The sequence below is a fragment of the Paenibacillus sp. fava2 genome, assembly GCF_058313675.1.
In genome coordinates, this window is record NZ_CM177755.1 from 2,554,789 (window position 1) to 2,575,416 (window position 20,628).

The following is a 20,628-nucleotide window of genomic DNA, read 5'->3' on the forward strand; positions in this document are numbered from 1 at the left end:
TTTCAGAGGAGGTAAAGGATGGACCGTTTTCTGTATTTCTTACATATGATCGGGACCCTGGCGCTTGGCTTCTATCTGGTACTGCCGTTTATCCTGAGCGGAGCGCAGAAGCTCTCGGCTCCGGCCAAAGAAGGCACGCTCAGCGCAATTACCGGCTTCAACCGTTTCGCCCAATACGGACTGGTCATTCAGCTGCTGACAGGCGGCTACATGATGAGTCAGGGAGATTACTCGGTAGCCTGGATGATTGTAGTGGTTCTGCTGCTCCTGGCCATGTTTGCGCTCGGTGGAATCATGGGTAAGCCTCTGCGTCTGGCGGCTGCGGGAATCCGCGAGAACCGTGACGTATCGAACTACACTGCCAAGCTGCGGACCATGAGCCTGCTGCTCATGGTTGTGCTGATTGCCATGATCTTTTTCATGGTTTACAGACGTATTATTTAATTGAAGAATCGGGAAATAGCTCCGGGGGCTGCGGCTGCCGGGGCTATTTGTGTTTGCGTACATATAGAGACTCTACCTATAGTGACTCATCGTCCCGATTACTATTTCAGCAGGAATGCAGAACCGGCTCCCGATTTAACTAATCCTAATATTCTGATGCTGCCAAAATTATTGCTTTAAAATCCGCCGGCGAACAGTCATGTCAGCTCCGCCAGAGACAACACGCCGCTCCGTTCAAATTCAGCCAAAATTCCCGCAGGCAACAGCTCCTGAAGCTCGGTCCGGGTACACCATTTATAGGCAGCATGCTCCTCAGAGAGCTGCACGGCATTGTCTCCGCTCCTGCAGAGGTAAGTGATAATCACAACCTGTCTGCCGGGATCGGTCAGAAAGGAGGCAGCATACAAAACCTCCCCTACAGTGACTTTAAGCCCTGTCTCCTCGGCGATCTCCCGCTCCAGCGCAGCCTCAAGCCCTTCTCCGAATTCAATTTTGCCTCCCGGGCATTCCCAGCTTCCCGCTCCGATCACATCAGCCGCAGCACGCTGGACAATCAGGATTGTTCCCTGATGCAGAACGACACCCTTGACAGCTACGATAATGCTCCGTGAATTTCTGGTCATGACTCATGCGCCTCCTTATTACTCTTTCTTGCGTCAGTTCTTTATACATCCTGATTCATTATATCCGCAGATCGGGCAGGCAAGGACTGAATTTTTTGTTTGGCGGGCTTTTAACTGTGGTAAGTAACATAGCGTAAGCGAAAAAGCGCCTAAAGACCAGCGCATAAACCAGCTATCCTTAGCCATCCTAAGACGATGAACATCTTCGAAAAGTGTGAAAGCGAAAGGAGAAATGGATCATGCCAGACAATCAGCAAACGAAGAAAACAATGCCTCCGCAGGTACAGGACCAGCAGCCCGGAATCGAGAGTGAAATGAATCCGCTACCAGAGTTTGAAACCTCTGCTTACAAAGCGGCAGGCAAGCTGCTCGGGAAGGCAGCGCTTATTACAGGGGGAGACAGCGGCATCGGCCGGGCGGTGGCGGTACATTTTGCCAAAGAGGGTGCCGACGTTGTCATTTCCTATCTGAATGAACACAGTGACGCTGAAGAAACGAAACGCCAGGTGGAGCAGGAAGGGCGCAAATGTATACTGGTTGCCGGAGATATCGGTGTCGAAGCTTTCTGCCAGGATCTGATCAACAAGACGGTGGAGGGGCTCGGCAAGCTGGATATCTTGATCAACAATGCGGCCGAGCAGCATCCGCAGGATAAAATTGAAGACATTACTTCTGAACAGCTGGAGCGGACGTTCCGTACGAATATATTCTCGATGTTCTATCTGACCAAAGCGGCCATGCCGCATCTGAAAAAAGGATCAACAATCATTAATACAACTTCGATTACAGCCTACCGCGGAAACCCGCAGCTGCTGGATTACTCGTCTACCAAAGGTGCGATTCTCAGCTTCACCCGCTCGCTGTCGATGAATCTGGCCGAAAAAGGCATCCGGGTTAACGCGGTAGCTCCAGGTCCAATCTGGACGCCGCTCATTCCTTCAACCTTTGATGCGAAGAAGGTCAGCGAGTTCGGCGGCACACAGCCGATGAAACGTCCCGGACAGCCCGAGGAGCTTGCGCCTGCCTATGTATATCTGGCTTCCAGTGACTCTTCTTATGTCAGCGGCCAGGTCATTCACGTAAACGGCGGCGAGATTATTAACGGCTGATATTTTAAACTGGATTTTCCATGTAAAATAGTGTTATTATATACGACGTTAGCAACAGCATATGAACTGTCACTAGGGGTGCCGCAAGGCTGAGACGAACTTTGGTTCGGACCCTTTGAACCTGATCTGGTTTATACCAGCGTAGGAAAGTGGATGAACGTTGTATTGCAGCGCAAATGGTCCGGAAACCCGGCTGTTTTCTGTATACTATTTTTAACCGCCTCCTTGCTGGGGGCGGTTTTTTTGCGTATTTCTGTGCAGATGAAATCAGAAGGAAAGGGAGGTGGCCGAAAGTGGCCGAAATACATCTGCTCTCGGACGGGAAGCTAGATGCGGACCAGTTCGCTGTCCTTGCAGCTGCTGTTCATCCGCAGCTTGACTATATACATATACGTGAAAAAAGGCTATCTGCGCGGGAGGTGCTTAATATGACTTTGGTCCTGCTGCGTGCGGGTGTACCTGCCGCCAAGCTGATCATTAATGACCGGCTGGATGTTGCAATGGCTACCGGAGCTGCAGGGGTGCAGCTTGCCTGGAACAGTCTTCCGGTCTCTGCCGCCCGGCTGGCAGCGGGCGCTTCCCTGCGGCTTGGCGCATCGGTGCACTCCCTTGCAGAGATCATGGAAGCAGGGTGCCAGGGCGCAGACTTTTGCCTGTTTGGACATGTGTTTCCTTCAGTCTGCAAACCCGGCCGGAAGGAGCGCGGTTTGACTCTGCTGCAAGAGGCAGTGCTAACCGGAAGTGTTCCAGTCATTGCACTCGGGGGCATCACACCGGACAATACACCGCAAGTGCTGCAGACCGGTGCAGGGGGAATAGCGGTGATGTCCGGCATATGCAGTGCGGATGATCCGCTCTCTGCTGCACAAGCCTACAGAAACGCAGTGATGAGGGCTGCTGCCAAAGGAGGTGACACAGCATGAATCTGATCGTTAACGGCAAGGCGGAAATATACCAGGAGGACTGCCGGACCGTGGCGGATTTGCTTAATCTGCCTGCATGGAACAGGAGACTGGTTATTGTGGAGCTGAACGGCGAAATTGTTGCCAGGGAGGACTATACTACGGCTCTGTTGGGCGATGGAGACCGGATTGAGGTCGTGCATTTTGTGGGAGGAGGCTGAATTAAGCGTTATTAACGCAGCCGGATTCCGGAGTCCCCGCAAAGCACCTGGGTCAGCTTCATGTTAAGGCACCGCTTTCGGGAGTTATTTCGCCAGGGTTACAAATATAAATGCAGGGGGCGTATCAGATGTCAGATCCATTAATAATTGGAGGCCGATCCTTAACGAGCAGATTGTTTATCGGAACCGGTAAATACAGCCGCAATACCCTTATTCCGGAGGTAGTGGAGGCTTCGGGCTCACAGGTCATTACAGTTGCGCTCCGCCGCGTAGACCCGGGCAGCAATGATAATATCATCAGCCATATCCCAAGCAGTATGACTCTGCTTCCCAATACCTCCGGCGCACGCACCGCAGAGGAAGCTGTCCGGATTGCCAGATTGGCCAAGGCTTCGGGTCTTGGCAACTGGGTCAAAATTGAAGTAATCAATGATCAGAAATACCTGCTGCCCGACAATGCGGAAACGATCCGTGCCACAGAAATTCTGGCCTCCGAAGGCTTTGTGGTGCTCCCCTATATGAGCCCTGATCTGTCAGCAGCCCTTCACATGAAAGAAGCGGGAGCTGCGGCAGTCATGCCGCTTGGATCGCCTATAGGCACTAACCGGGGGTTGAGAACCCGGGAGCTGCTGCGTATTCTGATTTCGGAGGTTGATCTTCCGGTCATTGTAGATGCCGGAATCGGCCGGCCGTCTGAAGCAGCGGAAGCGATGGAGCTGGGCGCTGCGGCTGTGCTGCTGAATACGGCCATCGCTACGGCACACAATCCGTTGCTGATGGCCTCGGCATTCCGTGATGCCGTAGCTGCAGGCCGGAAGGCTTACCTGGCGGGACTTGGGCCCGTAGAGGAGACAGCATCGGCGTCTTCGCCATTGACGGGTTTTCTAGGCTGACAGTGACAGGGAGCGGGGAAAAGGAGGAGTAATATGGGTTTTTATGAGACTGCACAACGTCTCGGACAGCAGGCGGATACCGAAAGCTGGAGACGCTATACAAAAGAGGATGTTAAGCGAACGCTCCGTAAAGAGCATCTGGATGAGTATGATCTGCAGATTCTGCTGTCTCCTGCAGCAGCAGACTGTCTGGAAGAGATGGCCCGGTGTGCCCAAAGGCTGACCCGGTCGCATTTCGGGCATGTCATGCAGCTCTTTACACCGATGTATCTTGCCGATTTCTGCATCAATCACTGCACGTACTGCAGCTTCAGCTCCATATACGATTTCCCGAGAAAAAAGCTCAGTCCGGACGAGGTAAGGCAGGAAGCCAAGGCGATAGCGGCTACAGGAATCCGGCACATTCTGATTCTGACGGGTGAATCCCGCACAGAAAGTCCTGTTTCTTATGTTAAGGAATGCGTGAATATACTGAAGGAGTTTTTCTCTTCTGTCAGCATTGAAGTGAATCCGTTGTCTGAAGACGAATACAAGGAGCTTAAGGAAGCTGGTGTGGACGGACTCACCCTGTACCAGGAAGTCTATCATGAGGAGACTTACCGCAAGCTGCATATCAAGGGGCCTAAGAAAATCTACCGCAACCGGCTGGACGCACCAGAGCGTGGCTGCCGGGCAGGCTTCAGGACGGTAAATATCGGGGCCCTGCTAGGGATGCATGACTGGCGGCAGGAGGCTTTCTTTACTGCTATGCATGCGAGATACCTGCAGGACAAGTATCCGGAATGTGAAATCGGCGTGTCTGCTCCGCGGTTTCGGCCTTTTCTCGGAGAATACAATCCGGAGCATATCGTCACCGACCGGGCTCTGGTGCAGATTATTCTGGCTTACCGGCTCTTTCTGCCCCGGGCCGGGATTACGCTGTCGACACGCGAGCCGTCTGCTTTAAGAGACCGCCTTATCCATCTGGGGGTAACCAAAATGTCTGCCGGAGTATCCACAGAGGTTGGAGGCCATACCCTGCAGGGCGGTACGCCGCAGTTTGAAATCTCTGACGGGCGGAGCGTGCAGGAAATCAGCGGGATGCTTAGAGCAAACAGCCTGCAGCCGGTATTTAAGGATTGGGAAATTCTTGAGACTGTCTAAAAGGAGCAAGAAAACAACGGAAGAGAACGGATGAGAACGTATGTAAGGCCGCTTAGCCTGAAGCAGCGTAATGCTGCCGACGGATAAGCGGCCTTACGCATTTGCGGTCAGGTTGTACCCGACAGCTCATCCAGCGACATTTCATAGCCCGGGGCCATATGCTCAAGGAAATAACCGATCTCCGGGAGGGAGAGTGCATGCAGCTTGGCAAGCGTCTGCTCTTTGGCAGCGGCAAATTCGCGGTTGCCGGCGGCGGTTTCCAGGACGCATTTCAGATAGGCGTCGAGTACATCCGCCGCTTTCACGTACAGGAGCAGGCCGGCGTCTTCGGAGCCGGCAGGGCTGTCCTGCGGCTGCAGGAGCGGGGCGTATATATCGCCGAGCTCCGGCGGGATCATGGCCGCAAGGCGCTCCGCAGCGGCCCGCTCCATGTCGCGGAAGCTGGACAGCAGCCGCGGGTTGTTGTGTTTGACCGGCGTGGCGATATCGCCGGTGAATACCTCGGTGGCGTCATGGAACAGCGCCATCGCCGCAGCCCTGTCTGCATTCAGCGACCGGGCAAAGCAGGTGTTGCCGATCGAGCACAGGAGATGGGCCAGCAGGCCCACCTGGAAGGAATGCTGTGCAACGCTCTCGGAAGCAGTGATGCGCATCAGGCTCCAGCGGCGGATATACTGCAGGCGGTATAAATAGGCCGGAAAATGGTAGTTCAATTTTAAAGTAACCCCTTTCATGCACGGCTGAGTGTGATATGATAATAACTAATTGTAGCAGAATTCAGACAACCTGGGACTGATGAGAGGAGCCGGAATGAAGATGCGGAATTTTGAAGAAAGCATTTATAATCTGATCGTAGAAACCTCCACCAATTTGCCTGGTGATGTGCGCAGGGCTATAGCCAAGGGCCGGGCGCTGGAAGACCGTGCCACACGTTCGGGTCTTGCCTTAACGACGATCGCACAGAATATCGGCATGGCCGAGCTTCAGGTATCACCGATCTGCCAGGATACGGGGATGCCGACCTTTATCATTCATACACCTGTCGGTGTTAATCAGATTGAGATGAAGAAGGACATTCACAGTGCAGTTATCCGGGCTACGAAGAACGGGAAGCTGCGGCCCAATTCAGTCGATTCGCTGACCGGAGAGAACAGCGGCGATAATCTGGGGGCAGGCACACCGGTTATACATTTTGAACAATGGGAAGAAGACAATATAGATGTAAGGCTGATCCTTAAGGGAGGCGGCTGCGAGAACAAAAACATCCAGTACAGCCTCCCGGCTGAGCTCGAAGGGCTGGGCAAGGCGGGCCGTGATCTGGATGGCATCCGCAAATGCATTCTGCATGCCGTGTATCAGGCACAGGGCCAGGGCTGCAGCGCCGGCTTTATCGGCGTCGGCATCGGCGGTGACCGGACAACGGGTTATGAGCTGGCCAAAAAACAGCTGTTCCGCAAGGCCCAGGATGTTAATCCGGTAGACGATCTGGCCAAGCTGGAGGATTACATTATGGAGAACGCCAACAAGCTGGGCATCGGCACGATGGGCTTCGGCGGGGAAGTTACCCTGCTCGGCTGCAAGGTGGGTGTGATGAACCGGCTGCCGGCCAGCTTCTTCGTCTCGGTAGCCTATAATTGCTGGGCCTTCCGCCGCCAGGGCATTCTGGTGGAGCCAGCAACGGGCAATATCGGAGACTGGCTCTATGAGCGCGGTACAGGCATTTCTGTAGAGGAAGCAGATGTGCCGGCTCCTGTGGCTGTAGCTGCCCACCATCCTGCTGCTGCCGAAGCAGGGGTTGTTCCCGGAGATTCGGTCATCCCGTCCGCTCCTGCTATTGCAGCTGCTGATGCTGCGGCTCAGGCCGGATCTGATTCTGCAGCATCCGGAGGTTCGCGGGAGATCCGGCTGACTACACCGATCAGCGAGGAGGATATCCGCAGCCTGCGGGTCGGCGATGTTGTTATTCTCTCCGGGGAAATGCATACCGGCCGTGATGCGCTGCATAAATACCTGATGGATCATGATACACCGGTCGATCTGAACGGTGCGGTTATCTATCACTGCGGTCCGGTTATGCTGAAGGACGACGAAGGCTGGCACGTCAAGGCCGCAGGCCCGACAACCAGTATCCGGGAGGAGCCTTACCAGGGTGACATCATCAAGAAATTCGGCATCCGCGCTTTAATCGGCAAAGGCGGAATGGGTCCCAAAACGCTTAAGGCGCTGCAGGAGCATGGCGGGGTCTACCTGAATGCGATTGGCGGAGCGGCACAATATTATGCGGAGTGCATCAAAAAGGTTAACGCGGTTGACTTCATGGAATTCGGAATTCCGGAAGCAATGTGGCATCTGCAGGTGGAGGGCTTTGCCGCTATCGTGACAATGGATTCACACGGCAACAGCCTGCATGCGGATGTAGAAAAAGATTCGGCCGCCAAGCTCGCCCAATTCAAGGAACCCGTGTTCAAATAAATCGCCTGTATGGAACTCAATAAAGATGTTAGGGGAAGCCTTCTTTCAAATTACTGAAAGAAGGCTTTTTGACATTAATTTAGCTTGACAGCGCATACATGTACATGGTAATTTTTACATGGGAAACCGGTTTCCTTGAATACACCTCAGATTTGCAAGTGATGTGATGCAGGTTCACAGGCAGCAGATTTCTTATGTGTTTAATAAGGAGAGGGAGATGAGGAATGAAACGTAAAGGGTGGCTAGTCCCGGTTCTGATCATGTCTATGGTTCTGTCCGTTATGATGAATTTGTTTGTAGTGGCACCAACCAAGGTTGAGGCCGCCAGCATCGGAACGATCACTGAGAATGACACGATTTATCAGATTATGGTCGACCGTTTTTATGACGGGGACAGCTCCAACAATGCCACCGGTGCCGCAATCCGCTATGGTGAAACCTCTGAGGAGGATTTCCGCTACATGAAGGGCGGAGACTGGCAGGGGGTTATCAGCAAGCTCCCTTACATCGCCAATATGGGCTATACAGCAATCTGGATCTCCCCGGTAGCCGAGCCGCAGATGACGAACCGTGACAATAACGGCACGGGCAAGAACACGGCTTATCACGGCTACAATGTAAAAGACCCGAATGCGGCCAACCCGTACTTTGGAACCAAGGAGAAGCTGAAGGAGCTGGTAGATTCCGCACATGCACTCGGTATTAAGGTCATTATTGACGTAGTGCCGAATCATATCGGCGACTATATGCTCGGAACTCAGGCCTATTATGATATTCCGGGTCTGCAGCCTGCTGCACCGTTCAATAATCCGGCCTGGTACCATCACAACGGGGACATTAACTGGTCACTGGCCGACGGCCGATATGACCAATGGGCACAGGATTATCTTGAGAATCATGATCTGGGCGGCCTGGATGATATTGATTTTGATGTACCTGCCGCCAAGCAGGCCATTTTCAGCTCCATCAAAGCCTGGTTTGACTATACAGGCGCAGACGGCGCACGCGTGGATGCTGCCAAGCTGATGAAGCCGACCGACATCGGCGAGCTTCAGAACCTGCTGGGGGTTAATACCTTTGGCGAGAACTTTGACGGCAACGCCGAGTTTGTCTCCCGCTGGGTCGGAGCGAACAAGGAGTGGGGGATGCTGGACTTCCCGCTGTTCTTCTCGGTACTGAACAGCTTTGCTTACGGGCAGTCTTTTGACGCAAATGTTAAGAGTACACTGGCCCAGGATTCCTATTACAACGGCAATGCGAACCATATGGTCAACTTTATCGATAATCATGACCGGAACCGCTTCCTGACAGAAGCCGGGGGCAGTGTTGAGAAGCTGCAGAATGCCCTGTCCTTCATTTTTACGGTCCGCGGAACTCCGGTAGTTTTCCAGGGGACTGAACAGAACAAGGGCAACGGTAACGGCCAGATCATGACCGGAGGCATTGCCGATACCTGGAACCGCTGGTCCATGGTGAAGCGGGATGCAAACGGCAATGTGCTGGAAAATTATTTTAACGAAAATACCAGCACCTACAAGCATGTAGCCAAGCTGAACGAAATCCGCAAAAACAATCCGGCCCTGCGCACAGGAACCCAGCGTGAAATGTGGTCTGCGCAGAACCTCTATGCGTTCTCCCGGCGGATAGACAGCGGCACTAATATCGGACAGGAAGCCATCTCGGTATTCAGCAACGCATCCGGCGGGACGCAGACTGTAACCATTCCGCTGCGCAGCGAAAGCACACTGACTGCAGGTACTGTTCTGATCAATCAGCTTAATACTTCCGATACGGTGACCGTGCAGGCAGGGGGCGTTACAGGCAAGCAAATTACTGTATCCGTCGGTGCCAACTCGGCAAAAATCTATGCCAAGACGCAGCCGGTATCCGATACAACAGCACCAACAGTTCCAGGAAACGTTACAGCAACGGTACAGAATGCTTCCAGTGCTAAGATCGACTGGACGGCGTCCACTGATAATGTGGGAGTAACCGGCTATGAAATTTACCGTAACGGAGTCAAGGTGGGCACCTCTGCAACCACTTCTTATACGGACAGCGGGCTTGCAGCCCAGACCAGCTACAGCTATACGGTAAAAGCCTTTGATGCGGCCGGGAACCTGTCCGCCCTTAGTGCGGCTGCTTTAATCACCACCCCGGCCGGCAACAGTGTGACGATCTACTACAAGCAGGGCTATACTACACCATATATCCATTACCGGCCTGCGGGCGGTACCTGGACGACAGCACCGGGTGTAGCCATTCCGGCAGCGGAAGTATCCGGTTATAACAAAATTACAATTAATATCGGCTCCGCCACCCAGCTTGAAGCCTGCTTCAATAACGGCAGCGGCACCTGGGACAGCAACGGCGGCAGCAATTACCTGTTCGGTACCGGCACCTGGACCTATACACCGACCGGCAATATCCAGGCAGGTGGACCAGCAGGTCCTACAGCCACACCAACGGTAGCACCTACAGCCACTCCTACACCTACCGTGGCACCGACCGCTACGCCAACACCAACAGTAGCACCAACCGCGACACCAACACCGACTGTTACACCAACCGTCGCGCCTACTGCTACTCCGACAGCTACGCCTGTACCAACCGCAACTCCTGGTGGCAATTCAGTAACCATTTATTATAAAAATACAACATTTACGAACTCTTATATTCATTACAGTGTGGACGGCTCAGGGGTATGGACCACCTCACCGGGACAGCAGCTGCAGGCTTCGTCATACTCGGGATACAAGACAGCTACCATCCAGCTTGGCACAGCCGCCGGTCTGACGGCAGCGTTCAACAATGGCAGCGGTACCTGGGATAATAACGGCGGCAGCAATTATCGCCTGACAGCCGGTACCTGGAGTCTGGTGAACGGCAGTCTGACATCCGGCGTGCCTCAGGCTGACAGCGTAACCTTCAGAGTTACTGTCCCAAGCACCACTCCGTCCTCCGGACCAGTGTATCTCAGCGGCTCCTTCAACAGCTGGAATGCGGCTGACCCGGCCTATCAGCTGACCAAAGGCAGTGACGGAGTGTATTCCATCACCCTGAGCCTGCCAGCGGGAACAGCAGTGCAGTATAAAGTGACACGCGGCAGCTGGGCAACGGTTGAAACAAGCTCAAGCGGCGCCGAGATTGCCAATCGTACCCTCACACCAGCCGGCGGAGCACAGACAGTTAATCTGACTGTGCAGCGCTGGAAGGATCAATAACACTACAGAATGTCTTCACAGCGCTGCTCCGGATGGGGCAGCGCTGTTTATTTTTAGCAATCCAACCGTTCAGTAGTGACTTAGCTCATTTATTCACAAAGTAGCGGGTGGTACTCTTATTGGATTAAATTACAAATCTGATTGTCAGCTGGAAGGGGTCAAGTTGTGGCTATCAAGACTAACCTGAAGATGGTATGGATCATGTTTTTTGTTTTTCTGTTGCTTTTTGTGCTGAATTTGTTCGGTCACAGTAACAGTCCCGGACCGACAGAGAGAATGTGGAATCTGATTGATTTATGGGCTTTGCTGATAAGTGTAATGCTCCTGGTTAAGCATAAGCTGCCTGCAAAGCGGCAAATGTTGATCTCTTCGCTGCTGGCAGCTGCTGTTGCGGCCGCTTATATTAATGTTTCGCTTTTCTCCATGATCACAGCAAGCACTTTAACATTGCTGGCTTCGCTTGCCCTATTCAGTACGTTCAACAGGTACAGTGAAGGAAAGCTTATTTTTCTGAATACGGCCAGCAAGAAAGCGGTCGCTATCAGTCTCGTTACCGGAGCAGTAGTCGGCACCTTTCTGGGTATTGTCAACCTGATGCTTAGCGGCCAAGATTTGAGCCATTACAGCATTGAATTTATGTATTTCAAAATTGCACTCAGTCCGGCCATTTTTGAGGAGATCGTACTGCGTGCACTATTCTACGCCTTCTGTCTGTCTCTGCTGAAGGGAAGGATCGATACCAGGGCCCGTAAATTTACTGCATGGTTTATGATGATTATCCCGCATGTGTTAATAAATACTCCGGAGAGCTTTATTAACGGAGGCATCGTTCAGGGAATGATCTACATTATAATGCTAGCTCTGCTATTTGGCCTGCCGTTTGCTGTCCTCCAGCAAAAGCGGGATATAACTTCGGCCATGCTGGCACATGGCATCGTGGACATCATTCGTTTCTGTTTCCTGGGACTTCCATATTAATGGATGAAGTCAAGACAAGAAGAGGGGTTATCTGCAAGTCAGATAGCCCCTCTTTTTGTTATTTTGCGAAATGGATGATTTCAGCGTGCAGGGCCTGCTGTAGACTCGCGCACAATCAGCTCGGGTTCGAGCAGCAGACGCCGGGAGGCCGTACAGTTTTCCCGGATATGATCCATCAGCCACTGGCCGGAGGTGACTCCCAGCTTGAAGGTATCAATATTCAATGAGGTTAGCGGCGGTGTGGTATAGCGGGACAAAGGGTATTCATCAAAAGCAGCAATGCCCAGCTGTCCGGGAACATCTATCCCCAGCTCGCGGGCTGCCTTCAAAACCCCGAACGCCGTGTAATTGGTCATACATACAACTGAATCAGGACGGTCTTCATGCATCAGCAGCCGGAGGGCAGAGCGGTAGCCCTCATGCTCATCGGCCTGGCCGTTGATGATCCAATCCTGGCGGACGATGATGCCGGACTGCTTGAGCGCCTGCAGATAGCCGCTCAGACGGCGGCTGAAAATGCGCTCATTCCGCTGTCCGCCGATGAAAGCGGGGCTGCCGTACCCCTGCTCCAGCAGATGGCGGGTCAGCATTCTTCCGCCTGCTTCATTGTCAAAGTCTACCCAGCTCGCGGCAGGCTCCATCTCTCCAATGGAGACATAAGGAAACTTGAGCCGGTCCAGCTCTTTGGCCAGCTCCTCTGTCAGAACCGAATTGTTGGCAATGATTCCGTCAACCCGCTGGTTCAGCACCAGCCTGTTCAGGAAATGATCCTCCGCAGCATGATGCTGGATGTTGCAGAGAGTCAGCTCATATCCAAGGGGACCCATCACACTTTCGATCCCGCCGATAATATTGTAGAAGAACTGGTTCAGGAACTCGCTCTCTTTGGACATGTCAACGAGCAGCCCTACTGTCTGGCTGCTTTGCCTGGCTAAACCGGTGGCAATGCTGCTTGGTATGTAATTCATCTGCTTCATAATCTCGCGGACCCGCCGCTTGGTATCGTTAGATATTTTGGGAGAGTCGTTCAACACCTTGGATACGGTGGACTTTGCCACATTTGCTGCCCTTGCGACATCCGAAATCGTTACTTTCATCGGGATCCCTCACAAAAAAGTTAGAGTAAAAGGTATTATCTAATAGTTTATCATTTTGCGGCGTCTTATTCGACTGTCAACATTGATTCCAGCGGCCTGCGGCCTGCTGCAGATTTTACACTGCGTTGATAATTGGCGGAGGAACTGGTATTTTCACGAAAATGGAGTTAGGATGTTCTCAAAGACCCAAAGACATATGATAAGAAAGAGGACAGTCTGCTATGAAACCGTTTCGCATCCGTCTCACCTTCATCCTGATGGCCCTGGTCGGAATCTCCATGATCGGGGCAGGCCTTACAATGGCCAAGCTGTTCAAGGATTCTCATATCTCGGCGCTGGAGGAAAACATGTCCCGGGAAATAAAATTGCTCTCCGGCACCTTTCAATTTATGGATATGAACAGTCCGCAGGCAATCAGCTATTATACAGAGCATGCTAAACATATTGCCGGTCTGACAGACTCCCGCATCACCTTTATTACGAAGGAAGGGAAGGTAATCGGCGATTCTGAACGGAATCCGCTCGAAATGGACAACCACTTGGGTCGTGAAGAAGAAGTGCTCGCGGCAAAAGAAGGGATCGGCCGGGCTATCCGCTACAGCGATACGCTGGACCGCGAGATGCTCTATGTCGCCGGTGCCGTAACCTCAGATGACGGTTTCGACGGCTATATCCGGCTGTCGATGGGCCTGGACGCAGTAACCGAGGGGCTGAGCAGAGCGTGGATGATTATGGCTGTGGGGCTGGTGCTGCTGTTTGTGGCGGCTACCTTCGTGAGCTATAAAGTGGCATCCAGCATGACCTCGCCGCTAGAGCAGATTACCAGGGTTGCCCGCCGGATTACCGACCTGGATTATGATGCCAGAGTGCCGATACAGCGTAAGGATGAGGTCGGCCAGCTGGCTAAAGCGATCAATGCGATGGCGGACAGCCTGCAGGCCCAGCTCAAGACCATACGGGACAATGAAGATCTGCTGCAGAGCGTGCTTGATAATATGACCGGGGGAATTGTCATGGTTAATGCAGACGGGGAATTTGCCCTGATTAACCGTGCAGCAGAGCGTATGCTGGATGTAAAGAACAGCGAGCTGGCCGGTCACTCCTATAAAGAGCTGAAGCATCATTATGAGCTGAGCCGGCTGATTGAAGAGGGTGTGCTTTCGAGCGAGCCGATTCATGAGGAGCGCAGTATCTACACTCCGGCGGAGCGGATTGTCCGGCTGGACGGTGTGCCGATGACTCAGGACAGCTCGCACAGGGGCATGCTGTTCCTGCTGCAGGAGGTTACCGAAATCCGCCGGCTGGAAAAAATGCGCAGCGAATTTGTCGCGAACGTCTCGCATGAGCTAAAGACTCCGGTAGCGGCGGTCAAAGGTTTTGCCGAGACTCTGCTCGGCGGCGGTGTAAACGATGAGAAGACGGCAAAGTCCTTTCTGCAGATCATTTACGATGAGAATGAGCGGCTGAACCGGCTGATCGGAGATATTCTGGAGCTGTCCAAAATCGAATCCAAGCGGGTACAGCTGGACTGCTCACCGGTCTATCTGAGCGAATTCTTTGATTCTGTTCTGGGGACGCTCAGCAAGGTGGCCGAAAAGAAAAAAATCACACTCAACGCGATTGTGCCTGATGAGCTCTTCATGGAAGGGGATGAGGACAAGCTCCGGCAGATCTTTATGAATCTGTTGTCCAATGCGATTAATTACACCCATGACGGGGGAAATGTCAAAATCACAGTGGCCGACGGACATAAGCCGGATGGGACGGAAACGGTTATTTTTACAGTCAGCGACACCGGCATGGGGATTCCCCGCAAAGACCTTCCGCGGATTTTTGAACGCTTCTACCGGGTGGATAAAGCCCGCTCCAGAAGCTCCGGCGGCACGGGGCTGGGCCTGTCCATCGTGAAGCATCTGGTAGAGCTCCACCGGGGAACCATTACCGTAGAGAGCGATCTTGGTATCGGAAGCTCGTTCATACTGGAGCTGCCGCTGCTGCAGGAGCATGACAAATAACAGGAAGTCTTCCGGATTCCGGCTGCTCAGCAGCATAATGGATTTGCAAGCGGCAGCTGCGGACGATAATATTGAACTGTAAAGACATCTGCGAAATTTGTAGATATTTTACACCAAGTTAACATTCCGGTGATATGATGGGTTTGCTGCTTTTATGTAAATTTTAAAAACATGTGAATACGGGGGAAACTATGGCACAACGATTGCTGGTCATTGAAGACGAACCGACGCTGGCCCGTCTGCTGTCCTATAATCTGACGCAGGAAGGCTATGAAGTGACAGTGGAGGATCATGGAACGGCAGGATACGACCGTGCGACTAGAGAACCTTTTGATCTGATCGTACTGGATCTGATGCTGCCCGGTATGAACGGGATCGATATCCTCGACAAGCTTCGCGGTCAGGGCATCCGTACGCCTGTTATTGTGCTGACAGCCAAAAATGCCGAAGAGGATGTTGTCCGCGGCCTGAAATCCGGTGCTGATGACTACATTACGAAGCCATTTGGCGTATCGGAGCTGCTCGCCAGAGTCAGCGCTGTACTCCGCCGGATTTCCGGGGTAACGGAGGAGATTCAGACGGAAACACCGGCTTCTGCATCGACTATCATTTTGGGACAGCTCGAAATTTATCCCGAACGGTATGAGGTTTCACTGGGCGGACACAGCATTAACCTGCGGCCGAAGGAGTTTGAGGTGCTGCTGTATCTGGCACGTAAGCCGGGAGTCGTGCTGACCCGCGATGACCTGATGAATGCCGTCTGGGGGTTTGATTATATCGGCGGGCAGCGTACGGTGGACGTCCATGTCAGCTCATTGCGCAAGAAGCTGGAGCTCGATCCGGAATCCGTCCATATTGATTCAATCCGCGGCGTAGGCTACAAGCTGGTCGTCAACAAAAAAAGAGCACCGGTCATTTAATATGACGGTGTTCTTTTCCATATTGAAAAATGTACATAAAAATTGAAAGATAAATAAACAATATAATTACAGTTTTGTTAGATGAACGATAATAGGTCTCCGTGATTTTACACTGCGTTAACATTTCTCTTCAACTCTATTTACACTAAAAGCTTATCATTGGGAACGAAGATGATGAGAAGGAGACTGCCAAAACACATGAAATCCATCATTGACATAGAGAAGCTTGATCTCTACTATGAGTCATTTCACGCATTGAAGAACGTGGATCTGCAGATTCCGGAGAAACAGGTGACCGCCTTTATCGGTCCATCCGGCTGTGGTAAATCCACCCTCCTGCGCACCCTAAACCGTATGAACGACATGATTCCCGGAACACGCATTGAAGGTAAAGTGAACATCGGCGGCAAAAATATTTACAGCGACGAAGTGGAAGTGGAAAGCCTGCGCAAGCAGGTAGGCATGGTGTTCCAGCAGCCCAATCCGTTTCCGAAGTCGATCTATGACAATGTGGCTTACGGCCCGCGTCTGCACGGCACCCGCTCCAAGCAGGAGCTGGATGAGATTGTGGAGCAGAGTCTCCGCCAGTCCGCCCTCTGGGAGGAAGTCAAGGATTTCCTGAAGAAGTCTGCACTCAGCTTGTCCGGCGGACAGCAGCAGCGTCTGTGTATTGCCAGAGCGCTTGCTGTACAGCCTGATATTCTGCTGATGGATGAGGCAACCTCTGCCCTCGACCCTGTGTCCACCCTCAAGATTGAGGAGCTGGTGCAGGAGCTCCGCAGCAAATATACGATTGTAATGGTTACACACAACATGCACCAGGCTGCACGTGTTTCTGGCCGCACTGTATTTTTCCTGAATGGTGTAATCGTAGAGGCTGCAGATACAGAAATGCTGTTCTCCAATCCGAAGGACTCCCGGACGGAAGACTACATCTCCGGACGTTTCGGCTAATACCCTTAGGGGACCCGTTCCTGGATTATCAGGGCTGACCATACGTTTTTGAGGAGGATCGCATTATTTATGATTCGCAGAAAAGAATTCGATAAAGATCTGGAAGAATTGCGCAGCCTGCTGCAGCAAATGGGCGAACACGTAATTGATGCTCTTGAAGGTGCAATTGTTTCCCTTCAGACGCTGGACACTGTACGTGCACAGGAAATCGTAAAGGCGGATCTGCGCCTTAATGCAATGGAAGACCGGATTATGGAAATAGGTTCACGGCTGATTATTACCCAGCAGCCTGTAGCCAAGGACCTGCGCCGTATTATTGTAGCCTTCAAAATCTCCAGTGACCTTGAGCGTATGGGCGATCTGGCACTGGATGTGGCAAAGGTAACGATGCGTATTCAGGGGCAGACACTGATTAAGCCGCTGGTTGACATTCCGCGCATGGCTGAGATTGTATCGGTGATGATCACCGAAGCGATTCAATCCTACCTGGATGAAAATACCGATCTGGCTTACAAAATGGCCCAGGATGATGATCAGGTTGATGGCCTGTATAGCGCTACCATTAATGAGCTGTACGCTTATATGGTTGAGAAGCCGGAATCCCTGAACCAAGCGATGCTGCTGACTCTGGTCGGCCGCTATATCGAGCGGATTGCCGACCATGCTACCAACATCGGTGAGAGCGTAGTCTATCTCGTAACCGGCAAGCGTCCGGATTTGAATCAGTAGTGATGAAGCAATGCCCAAACAGCAACCCCCTTTGGCGGGTTGCTGTTTTTTTGATAGGAATATAAGATATGATCGGTTTCAAGCAGGTGAAGATTGGCAATCCTGCATTTCATGCGGGAATATGCCTTGCGACAGCGCGAATCGTGCGCTTTGGTTCATTTTGGTGCAGGGCATATGGTAAGATGTAAGAAGTAAGCAAGGAAAAGGCGAGGTGCTACAGTGGACAAGTTGATACTTATAGACGGAAACAATATTATTTACCGCGCGTTTTTTGCGATGCCGCCGCTGACGAATACAGCCGGGCAGCAGACAAACGCCGTATACGGCTTTACAACCATGCTGCTTCGTTTGATTGAAGAACATAAACCAAGCCATATGATTGTGGCATTTGATGCAGGCAAAATTACGTTCCGGCATGAAGGCTATGAGGACTATAAGGGCGGCCGGCAAAAAACACCGCCTGAGCTGTCCGAACAGTTTCCTTTACTGAAAGGCTTGCTGCGTGACCTGGGCGTGCCGCAGTTTGAGATCAACGGTTATGAGGCGGACGATATTATCGGAAGTATTTCCCGCGAGGCCGATGCGGCCGGGCGAGAAGTGATGATCGTATCCGGGGATAAGGATATGCTGCAGCTGGCCTCGGAGCATACAACCATTGCACTTGTGCGTAAAGGCGTAACAGAGGTGGAGCTGTACGGGCCGCAGCAGATCCGTGAGAAATACGACCTGACACCTGAGCAGATTATCGACCTGAAGGGACTTATGGGCGATGCGAGTGATAATATACCGGGTGTACCCGGTGTGGGTGAGAAAACCGCGCTTAAACTGCTGCACCAGTTCGGTTCAGTAGAAGGCGTGCTGGCCGGAACCGGTGAGCTCAAGGGCAAGATGAAAGAAAAGCTGGAAGAGCATGCGGACAGTGCGGTTATGAGCAAAAAGCTGGCGACGATCTACCGTGAGGTTCCGCTGGAGCATGCCTGGGAGGATATGTCCTTTACGGGGATTAACCGGGATACGGCCGGGCCTGCACTGGCGAAGCTGGAGTTCAAATCGCTGCTGGAGCGGCTGTCGCTGAGCGCGTATTCCGCTTCTGACGGTGAAGGTTCCGAAGCCGAAGCTGTTGAAGCGGCTGAACTGGATATTACAATCGTCGGTGAAGCTGACCTGGAAGCGCTGATTGCCGCACTCCCGGGAATTTCGGCGCTGCATGTGGAGACGAACGGCGAGAATCCGCACCGCTCAGTGGTAATCGGCCTCGGCCTCTCCTCGCCGGAGCGTCATTACTACGTGCCGTTTGCCCTGCTGCAGAGCCCGGCTGCGGCACCGCTGCGGGACTGGCTGGGCGACAGCAAGGCGTCTAAGAGCGGATACGACCTGCACCGTGCTGACCTGGCCCTGCACTGGCAGGGGATTGCTTTTGCCGGATCCGCCAATGATGTGCAGCTTGCCGCCTACCTGCTGGACCCGACGGAAGCGAACCAGAACCTGAATGATCTTACTTCCAAATACGGGCTGCCGCGCCTGTCACCGGATGAAGAGGTATTCGGCAAAGGAGCCAAATACAAAATTCCGGAGCTTGAAATCCTGGGCAACCACGTAGCCCGCAAGAGCGCCACGGTGCTTGGTATAGTGGAGAAGCAGCAGCAGGAGCTGAAGGAGACGGCAATGACCGGGCTGTTCGAGGACCTGGAGATGCCGCTGTCACGCATTCTGGCTGATATGGAGAAGCAGGGCATTGCCGTCAACAAAGAGGAGCTTAAAGAGCTGGGCAAAGAATTCGAGGCGCAGATTGCGTCGCTCGTCGCAGAGATTTATGAAATTTGCGGCACTGAATTTAACCTTAACTCTCCTAAGCAGCTCGGCGAAATTCTGTTCGTGAAGCTGGGGTTGCCTGTCGTGAAGAAGACCAAAACAGGCTACTCCACAGATGCAGAAGTATTGGAGAAACTGGCTCCTTATCATGATGTGGTGCGCCTGATTCTGCAGTACCGCACAATTGCCAAGCTCCAGTCTACCTATGTGGAAGGACTGCTCAAGGAAATTTCCGAACAAACCGGCAAGGTGCATACCTTCTACCGGCAGACGATTGCAGCAACCGGACGGCTCAGCAGCCAGTTCCCGAACCTGCAGAACATTCCGATCCGGTTGGAGGAAGGCCGCAAGCTGCGGAAGATTTTTGTGCCGTCTGAGCCCGGCTGGTCGATCCTGGCGGCTGACTATTCGCAGATTGAGCTGCGCGTACTGGCCCACATCTCCGGCGATGAGCGGATGAAGGAAGCTTTTCTGGAGGATATGGATATTCACACCAAGACAGCGATGGATGTATTCGGCGTAACAGCTGATCAGGTAGACAGCAATATGCGGCGTTCCGCCAAAGCGGTTAACTTCGGGATAGTATATGGCATCAGTGATTACGGGCTGTCCCAAAACCTGAACATTCCGCGTAAGGAAGCGGCTCAGTTCATTGAGCAATATAAGGAAGTTTTCAACGGTGTCCGCCGTTACATGGACGAGATTGTTGTGGAAGCACGCAAGCAGGGATATGTTACGACCTTGCTGGAGCGCCGCCGTTATCTGCCGGAGATTAATGCCAGCAACTTCAACCTGCGGTCTTTTGCTGAACGTACTGCGATGAATACACCGATTCAGGGAACAGCAGCCGATATTATCAAGCTGGCTATGGTGCATATGGACAAAGCGCTGTTTGATCGCGGGCTGAAGAGCCGTATGCTGCTTCAGGTGCACGATGAGCTTGTGTTTGAGGTGCCTGAGGATGAGCTGGAGCTGATGAAGCAGCTGGTGCCTGAGGTTATGGCTGGTGCACTCAAGCTGTCTGTACCGCTCAAGGCAGAGGTAAGTTATGGAAGTAACTGGTACGAGGCGAAATAGGCTCCCCGCTGCTTG

At 52.7% G+C, this 20,628-nt stretch carries 17 protein-coding genes and 1 riboswitch; of the genes, 14 read left to right on the top strand and 3 right to left on the bottom strand.

From position 1 onward, the window contains the following. The first annotated feature begins 18 nt into the window (after positions 1-18). Complete coding sequence (locus tag AC4G46_RS10815) at positions 19-444, top strand: hypothetical protein (protein ID WP_491127936.1); 426 nt, start codon at positions 19-21, stop codon at positions 442-444. Between the two features lie 197 nt (positions 445-641). Here AC4G46_RS10815 and AC4G46_RS10820 read toward each other — a convergent pair whose 3' ends face one another. After that, complete coding sequence (locus AC4G46_RS10820) at positions 642-1,067, bottom strand: NUDIX hydrolase (protein WP_491127937.1); 426 nt, start codon at positions 1,065-1,067, stop codon at positions 642-644. Positions 1,068-1,306: 239 nt separating this feature from the next. Between AC4G46_RS10820 and AC4G46_RS10825 the strand changes: the two genes are divergently transcribed. From AC4G46_RS10825 to thiH, 5 genes are all read left to right on the top strand, one after another. After that, complete coding sequence (locus AC4G46_RS10825; RefSeq protein WP_491127938.1) at positions 1,307-2,176, top strand: SDR family oxidoreductase; 870 nt, start codon at positions 1,307-1,309, stop codon at positions 2,174-2,176. Between the two features lie 64 nt (positions 2,177-2,240). Further along, positions 2,241-2,341: riboswitch (TPP riboswitch) on the top strand. Between the two features lie 128 nt (positions 2,342-2,469). Continuing rightward, positions 2,470-3,099 (top strand): thiamine phosphate synthase, encoded by a 630-nt coding sequence (locus AC4G46_RS10830; protein WP_491127939.1) that lies wholly within the window; start codon positions 2,470-2,472, stop codon positions 3,097-3,099. Beyond that, a complete protein-coding gene (gene thiS / locus AC4G46_RS10835) occupies positions 3,096-3,299 on the top strand; it encodes a sulfur carrier protein ThiS (protein ID WP_090715244.1) in 204 nt (67 codons plus the stop codon). Before AC4G46_RS10830 ends, thiS begins: the two co-directional genes overlap by 4 nt. 128 nt (positions 3,300-3,427) lie before the next feature. Continuing rightward, complete coding sequence (locus AC4G46_RS10840; RefSeq protein ID WP_491127940.1) at positions 3,428-4,192, top strand: thiazole synthase; 765 nt, start codon at positions 3,428-3,430, stop codon at positions 4,190-4,192. Between the two features lie 33 nt (positions 4,193-4,225). After that, positions 4,226-5,335 carry a 2-iminoacetate synthase ThiH gene (gene thiH, locus AC4G46_RS10845; RefSeq protein ID WP_491127941.1) on the top strand — a complete coding sequence of 370 codons (1,110 nt, stop codon included), beginning with the start codon at positions 4,226-4,228 and terminating at the stop codon, positions 5,333-5,335. Between the two features lie 107 nt (positions 5,336-5,442). On the opposite strand, the gene yfbR is transcribed toward thiH, so the two are convergent. Then, positions 5,443-6,048: a 5'-deoxynucleotidase gene (yfbR, locus tag AC4G46_RS10850; RefSeq protein ID WP_491127942.1), complete on the bottom strand. Its 606-nt coding sequence runs from the start codon at positions 6,046-6,048 to the stop codon at positions 5,443-5,445. A 103-nt stretch (positions 6,049-6,151) separates the two neighbouring features. On the opposite strand from yfbR, the gene AC4G46_RS10855 reads away from it, so the two are divergent. From AC4G46_RS10855 to AC4G46_RS10865, 3 genes are all read left to right on the top strand, one after another. Beyond that, positions 6,152-7,807 carry a fumarate hydratase gene (locus tag AC4G46_RS10855; protein ID WP_491128842.1) on the top strand — a complete coding sequence of 552 codons (1,656 nt, stop codon included), beginning with the start codon at positions 6,152-6,154 and terminating at the stop codon, positions 7,805-7,807. A 224-nt stretch (positions 7,808-8,031) separates the two neighbouring features. Then, positions 8,032-11,031: an alpha-amylase family glycosyl hydrolase gene (locus AC4G46_RS10860; RefSeq protein ID WP_491127943.1), complete on the top strand. Its 3,000-nt coding sequence runs from the start codon at positions 8,032-8,034 to the stop codon at positions 11,029-11,031. Positions 11,032-11,196: 165 nt separating this feature from the next. Beyond that, complete coding sequence (locus AC4G46_RS10865) at positions 11,197-12,009, top strand: hypothetical protein (protein WP_491127944.1); 813 nt, start codon at positions 11,197-11,199, stop codon at positions 12,007-12,009. Positions 12,010-12,089: 80 nt separating this feature from the next. Here the strand turns inward: AC4G46_RS10865 and AC4G46_RS10870 are convergent, their stop codons facing one another. Beyond that, positions 12,090-13,106, bottom strand: coding sequence for a LacI family DNA-binding transcriptional regulator (locus AC4G46_RS10870; RefSeq protein ID WP_491127945.1), 1,017 nt, complete (start codon positions 13,104-13,106; stop codon positions 12,090-12,092). A 221-nt stretch (positions 13,107-13,327) separates the two neighbouring features. Between AC4G46_RS10870 and pnpS the strand changes: the two genes are divergently transcribed. From pnpS to polA, 5 genes are all read left to right on the top strand, one after another. Beyond that, positions 13,328-15,121, top strand: coding sequence for a two-component system histidine kinase PnpS (gene pnpS, locus AC4G46_RS10875; protein ID WP_491127946.1), 1,794 nt, complete (start codon positions 13,328-13,330; stop codon positions 15,119-15,121). A gap of 191 nt (positions 15,122-15,312) precedes the next feature. Further along, entirely contained in the window at positions 15,313-16,041 is a 729-nt protein-coding gene (locus tag AC4G46_RS10880) for a response regulator transcription factor (protein ID WP_277473052.1), read from the top strand. Between the two features lie 198 nt (positions 16,042-16,239). After that, positions 16,240-16,995 (top strand): phosphate ABC transporter ATP-binding protein PstB, encoded by a 756-nt coding sequence (pstB, locus tag AC4G46_RS10885; RefSeq protein ID WP_039871790.1) that lies wholly within the window; start codon positions 16,240-16,242, stop codon positions 16,993-16,995. 69 nt (positions 16,996-17,064) lie between these two features. Continuing rightward, a complete protein-coding gene (gene phoU, locus AC4G46_RS10890; RefSeq protein WP_491127947.1) occupies positions 17,065-17,724 on the top strand; it encodes a phosphate signaling complex protein PhoU in 660 nt (219 codons plus the stop codon). 219 nt (positions 17,725-17,943) lie between these two features. Further along, a complete protein-coding gene (gene polA / locus AC4G46_RS10895) occupies positions 17,944-20,613 on the top strand; it encodes a DNA polymerase I (protein WP_491127948.1) in 2,670 nt (889 codons plus the stop codon). Positions 20,614-20,628 lie beyond the last annotated feature (15 nt).

Bases quoted from the DNA above. Each gene is read 5' to 3' on its own strand.
- AC4G46_RS10815 (WP_491127936.1), top strand. From the start codon at position 19: ATGGACCGTTTTCTGTATTTCTTACATATGATCGGGACCCTGGCGCTT.
- AC4G46_RS10820 (WP_491127937.1), bottom strand. From the start codon at position 1,067: ATGACCAGAAATTCACGGAGCATTATCGTAGCTGTCAAGGGTGTCGTT.
- AC4G46_RS10825 (WP_491127938.1), top strand. From the start codon at position 1,307: ATGCCAGACAATCAGCAAACGAAGAAAACAATGCCTCCGCAGGTACAG.
- thiS (WP_090715244.1), top strand. From the start codon at position 3,096: ATGAATCTGATCGTTAACGGCAAGGCGGAAATATACCAGGAGGACTGC.
- AC4G46_RS10840 (WP_491127940.1), top strand. From the start codon at position 3,428: ATGTCAGATCCATTAATAATTGGAGGCCGATCCTTAACGAGCAGATTG.
- thiH (WP_491127941.1), top strand. From the start codon at position 4,226: ATGGGTTTTTATGAGACTGCACAACGTCTCGGACAGCAGGCGGATACC.
- AC4G46_RS10855 (WP_491128842.1), top strand. From the start codon at position 6,152: ATGCGGAATTTTGAAGAAAGCATTTATAATCTGATCGTAGAAACCTCC.
- AC4G46_RS10860 (WP_491127943.1), top strand. From the start codon at position 8,032: ATGAAACGTAAAGGGTGGCTAGTCCCGGTTCTGATCATGTCTATGGTT.
- AC4G46_RS10870 (WP_491127945.1), bottom strand. From the start codon at position 13,106: ATGAAAGTAACGATTTCGGATGTCGCAAGGGCAGCAAATGTGGCAAAG.
- pnpS (WP_491127946.1), top strand. From the start codon at position 13,328: ATGAAACCGTTTCGCATCCGTCTCACCTTCATCCTGATGGCCCTGGTC.
- AC4G46_RS10880 (WP_277473052.1), top strand. From the start codon at position 15,313: ATGGCACAACGATTGCTGGTCATTGAAGACGAACCGACGCTGGCCCGT.
- pstB (WP_039871790.1), top strand. From the start codon at position 16,240: ATGAAATCCATCATTGACATAGAGAAGCTTGATCTCTACTATGAGTCA.
- phoU (WP_491127947.1), top strand. From the start codon at position 17,065: ATGATTCGCAGAAAAGAATTCGATAAAGATCTGGAAGAATTGCGCAGC.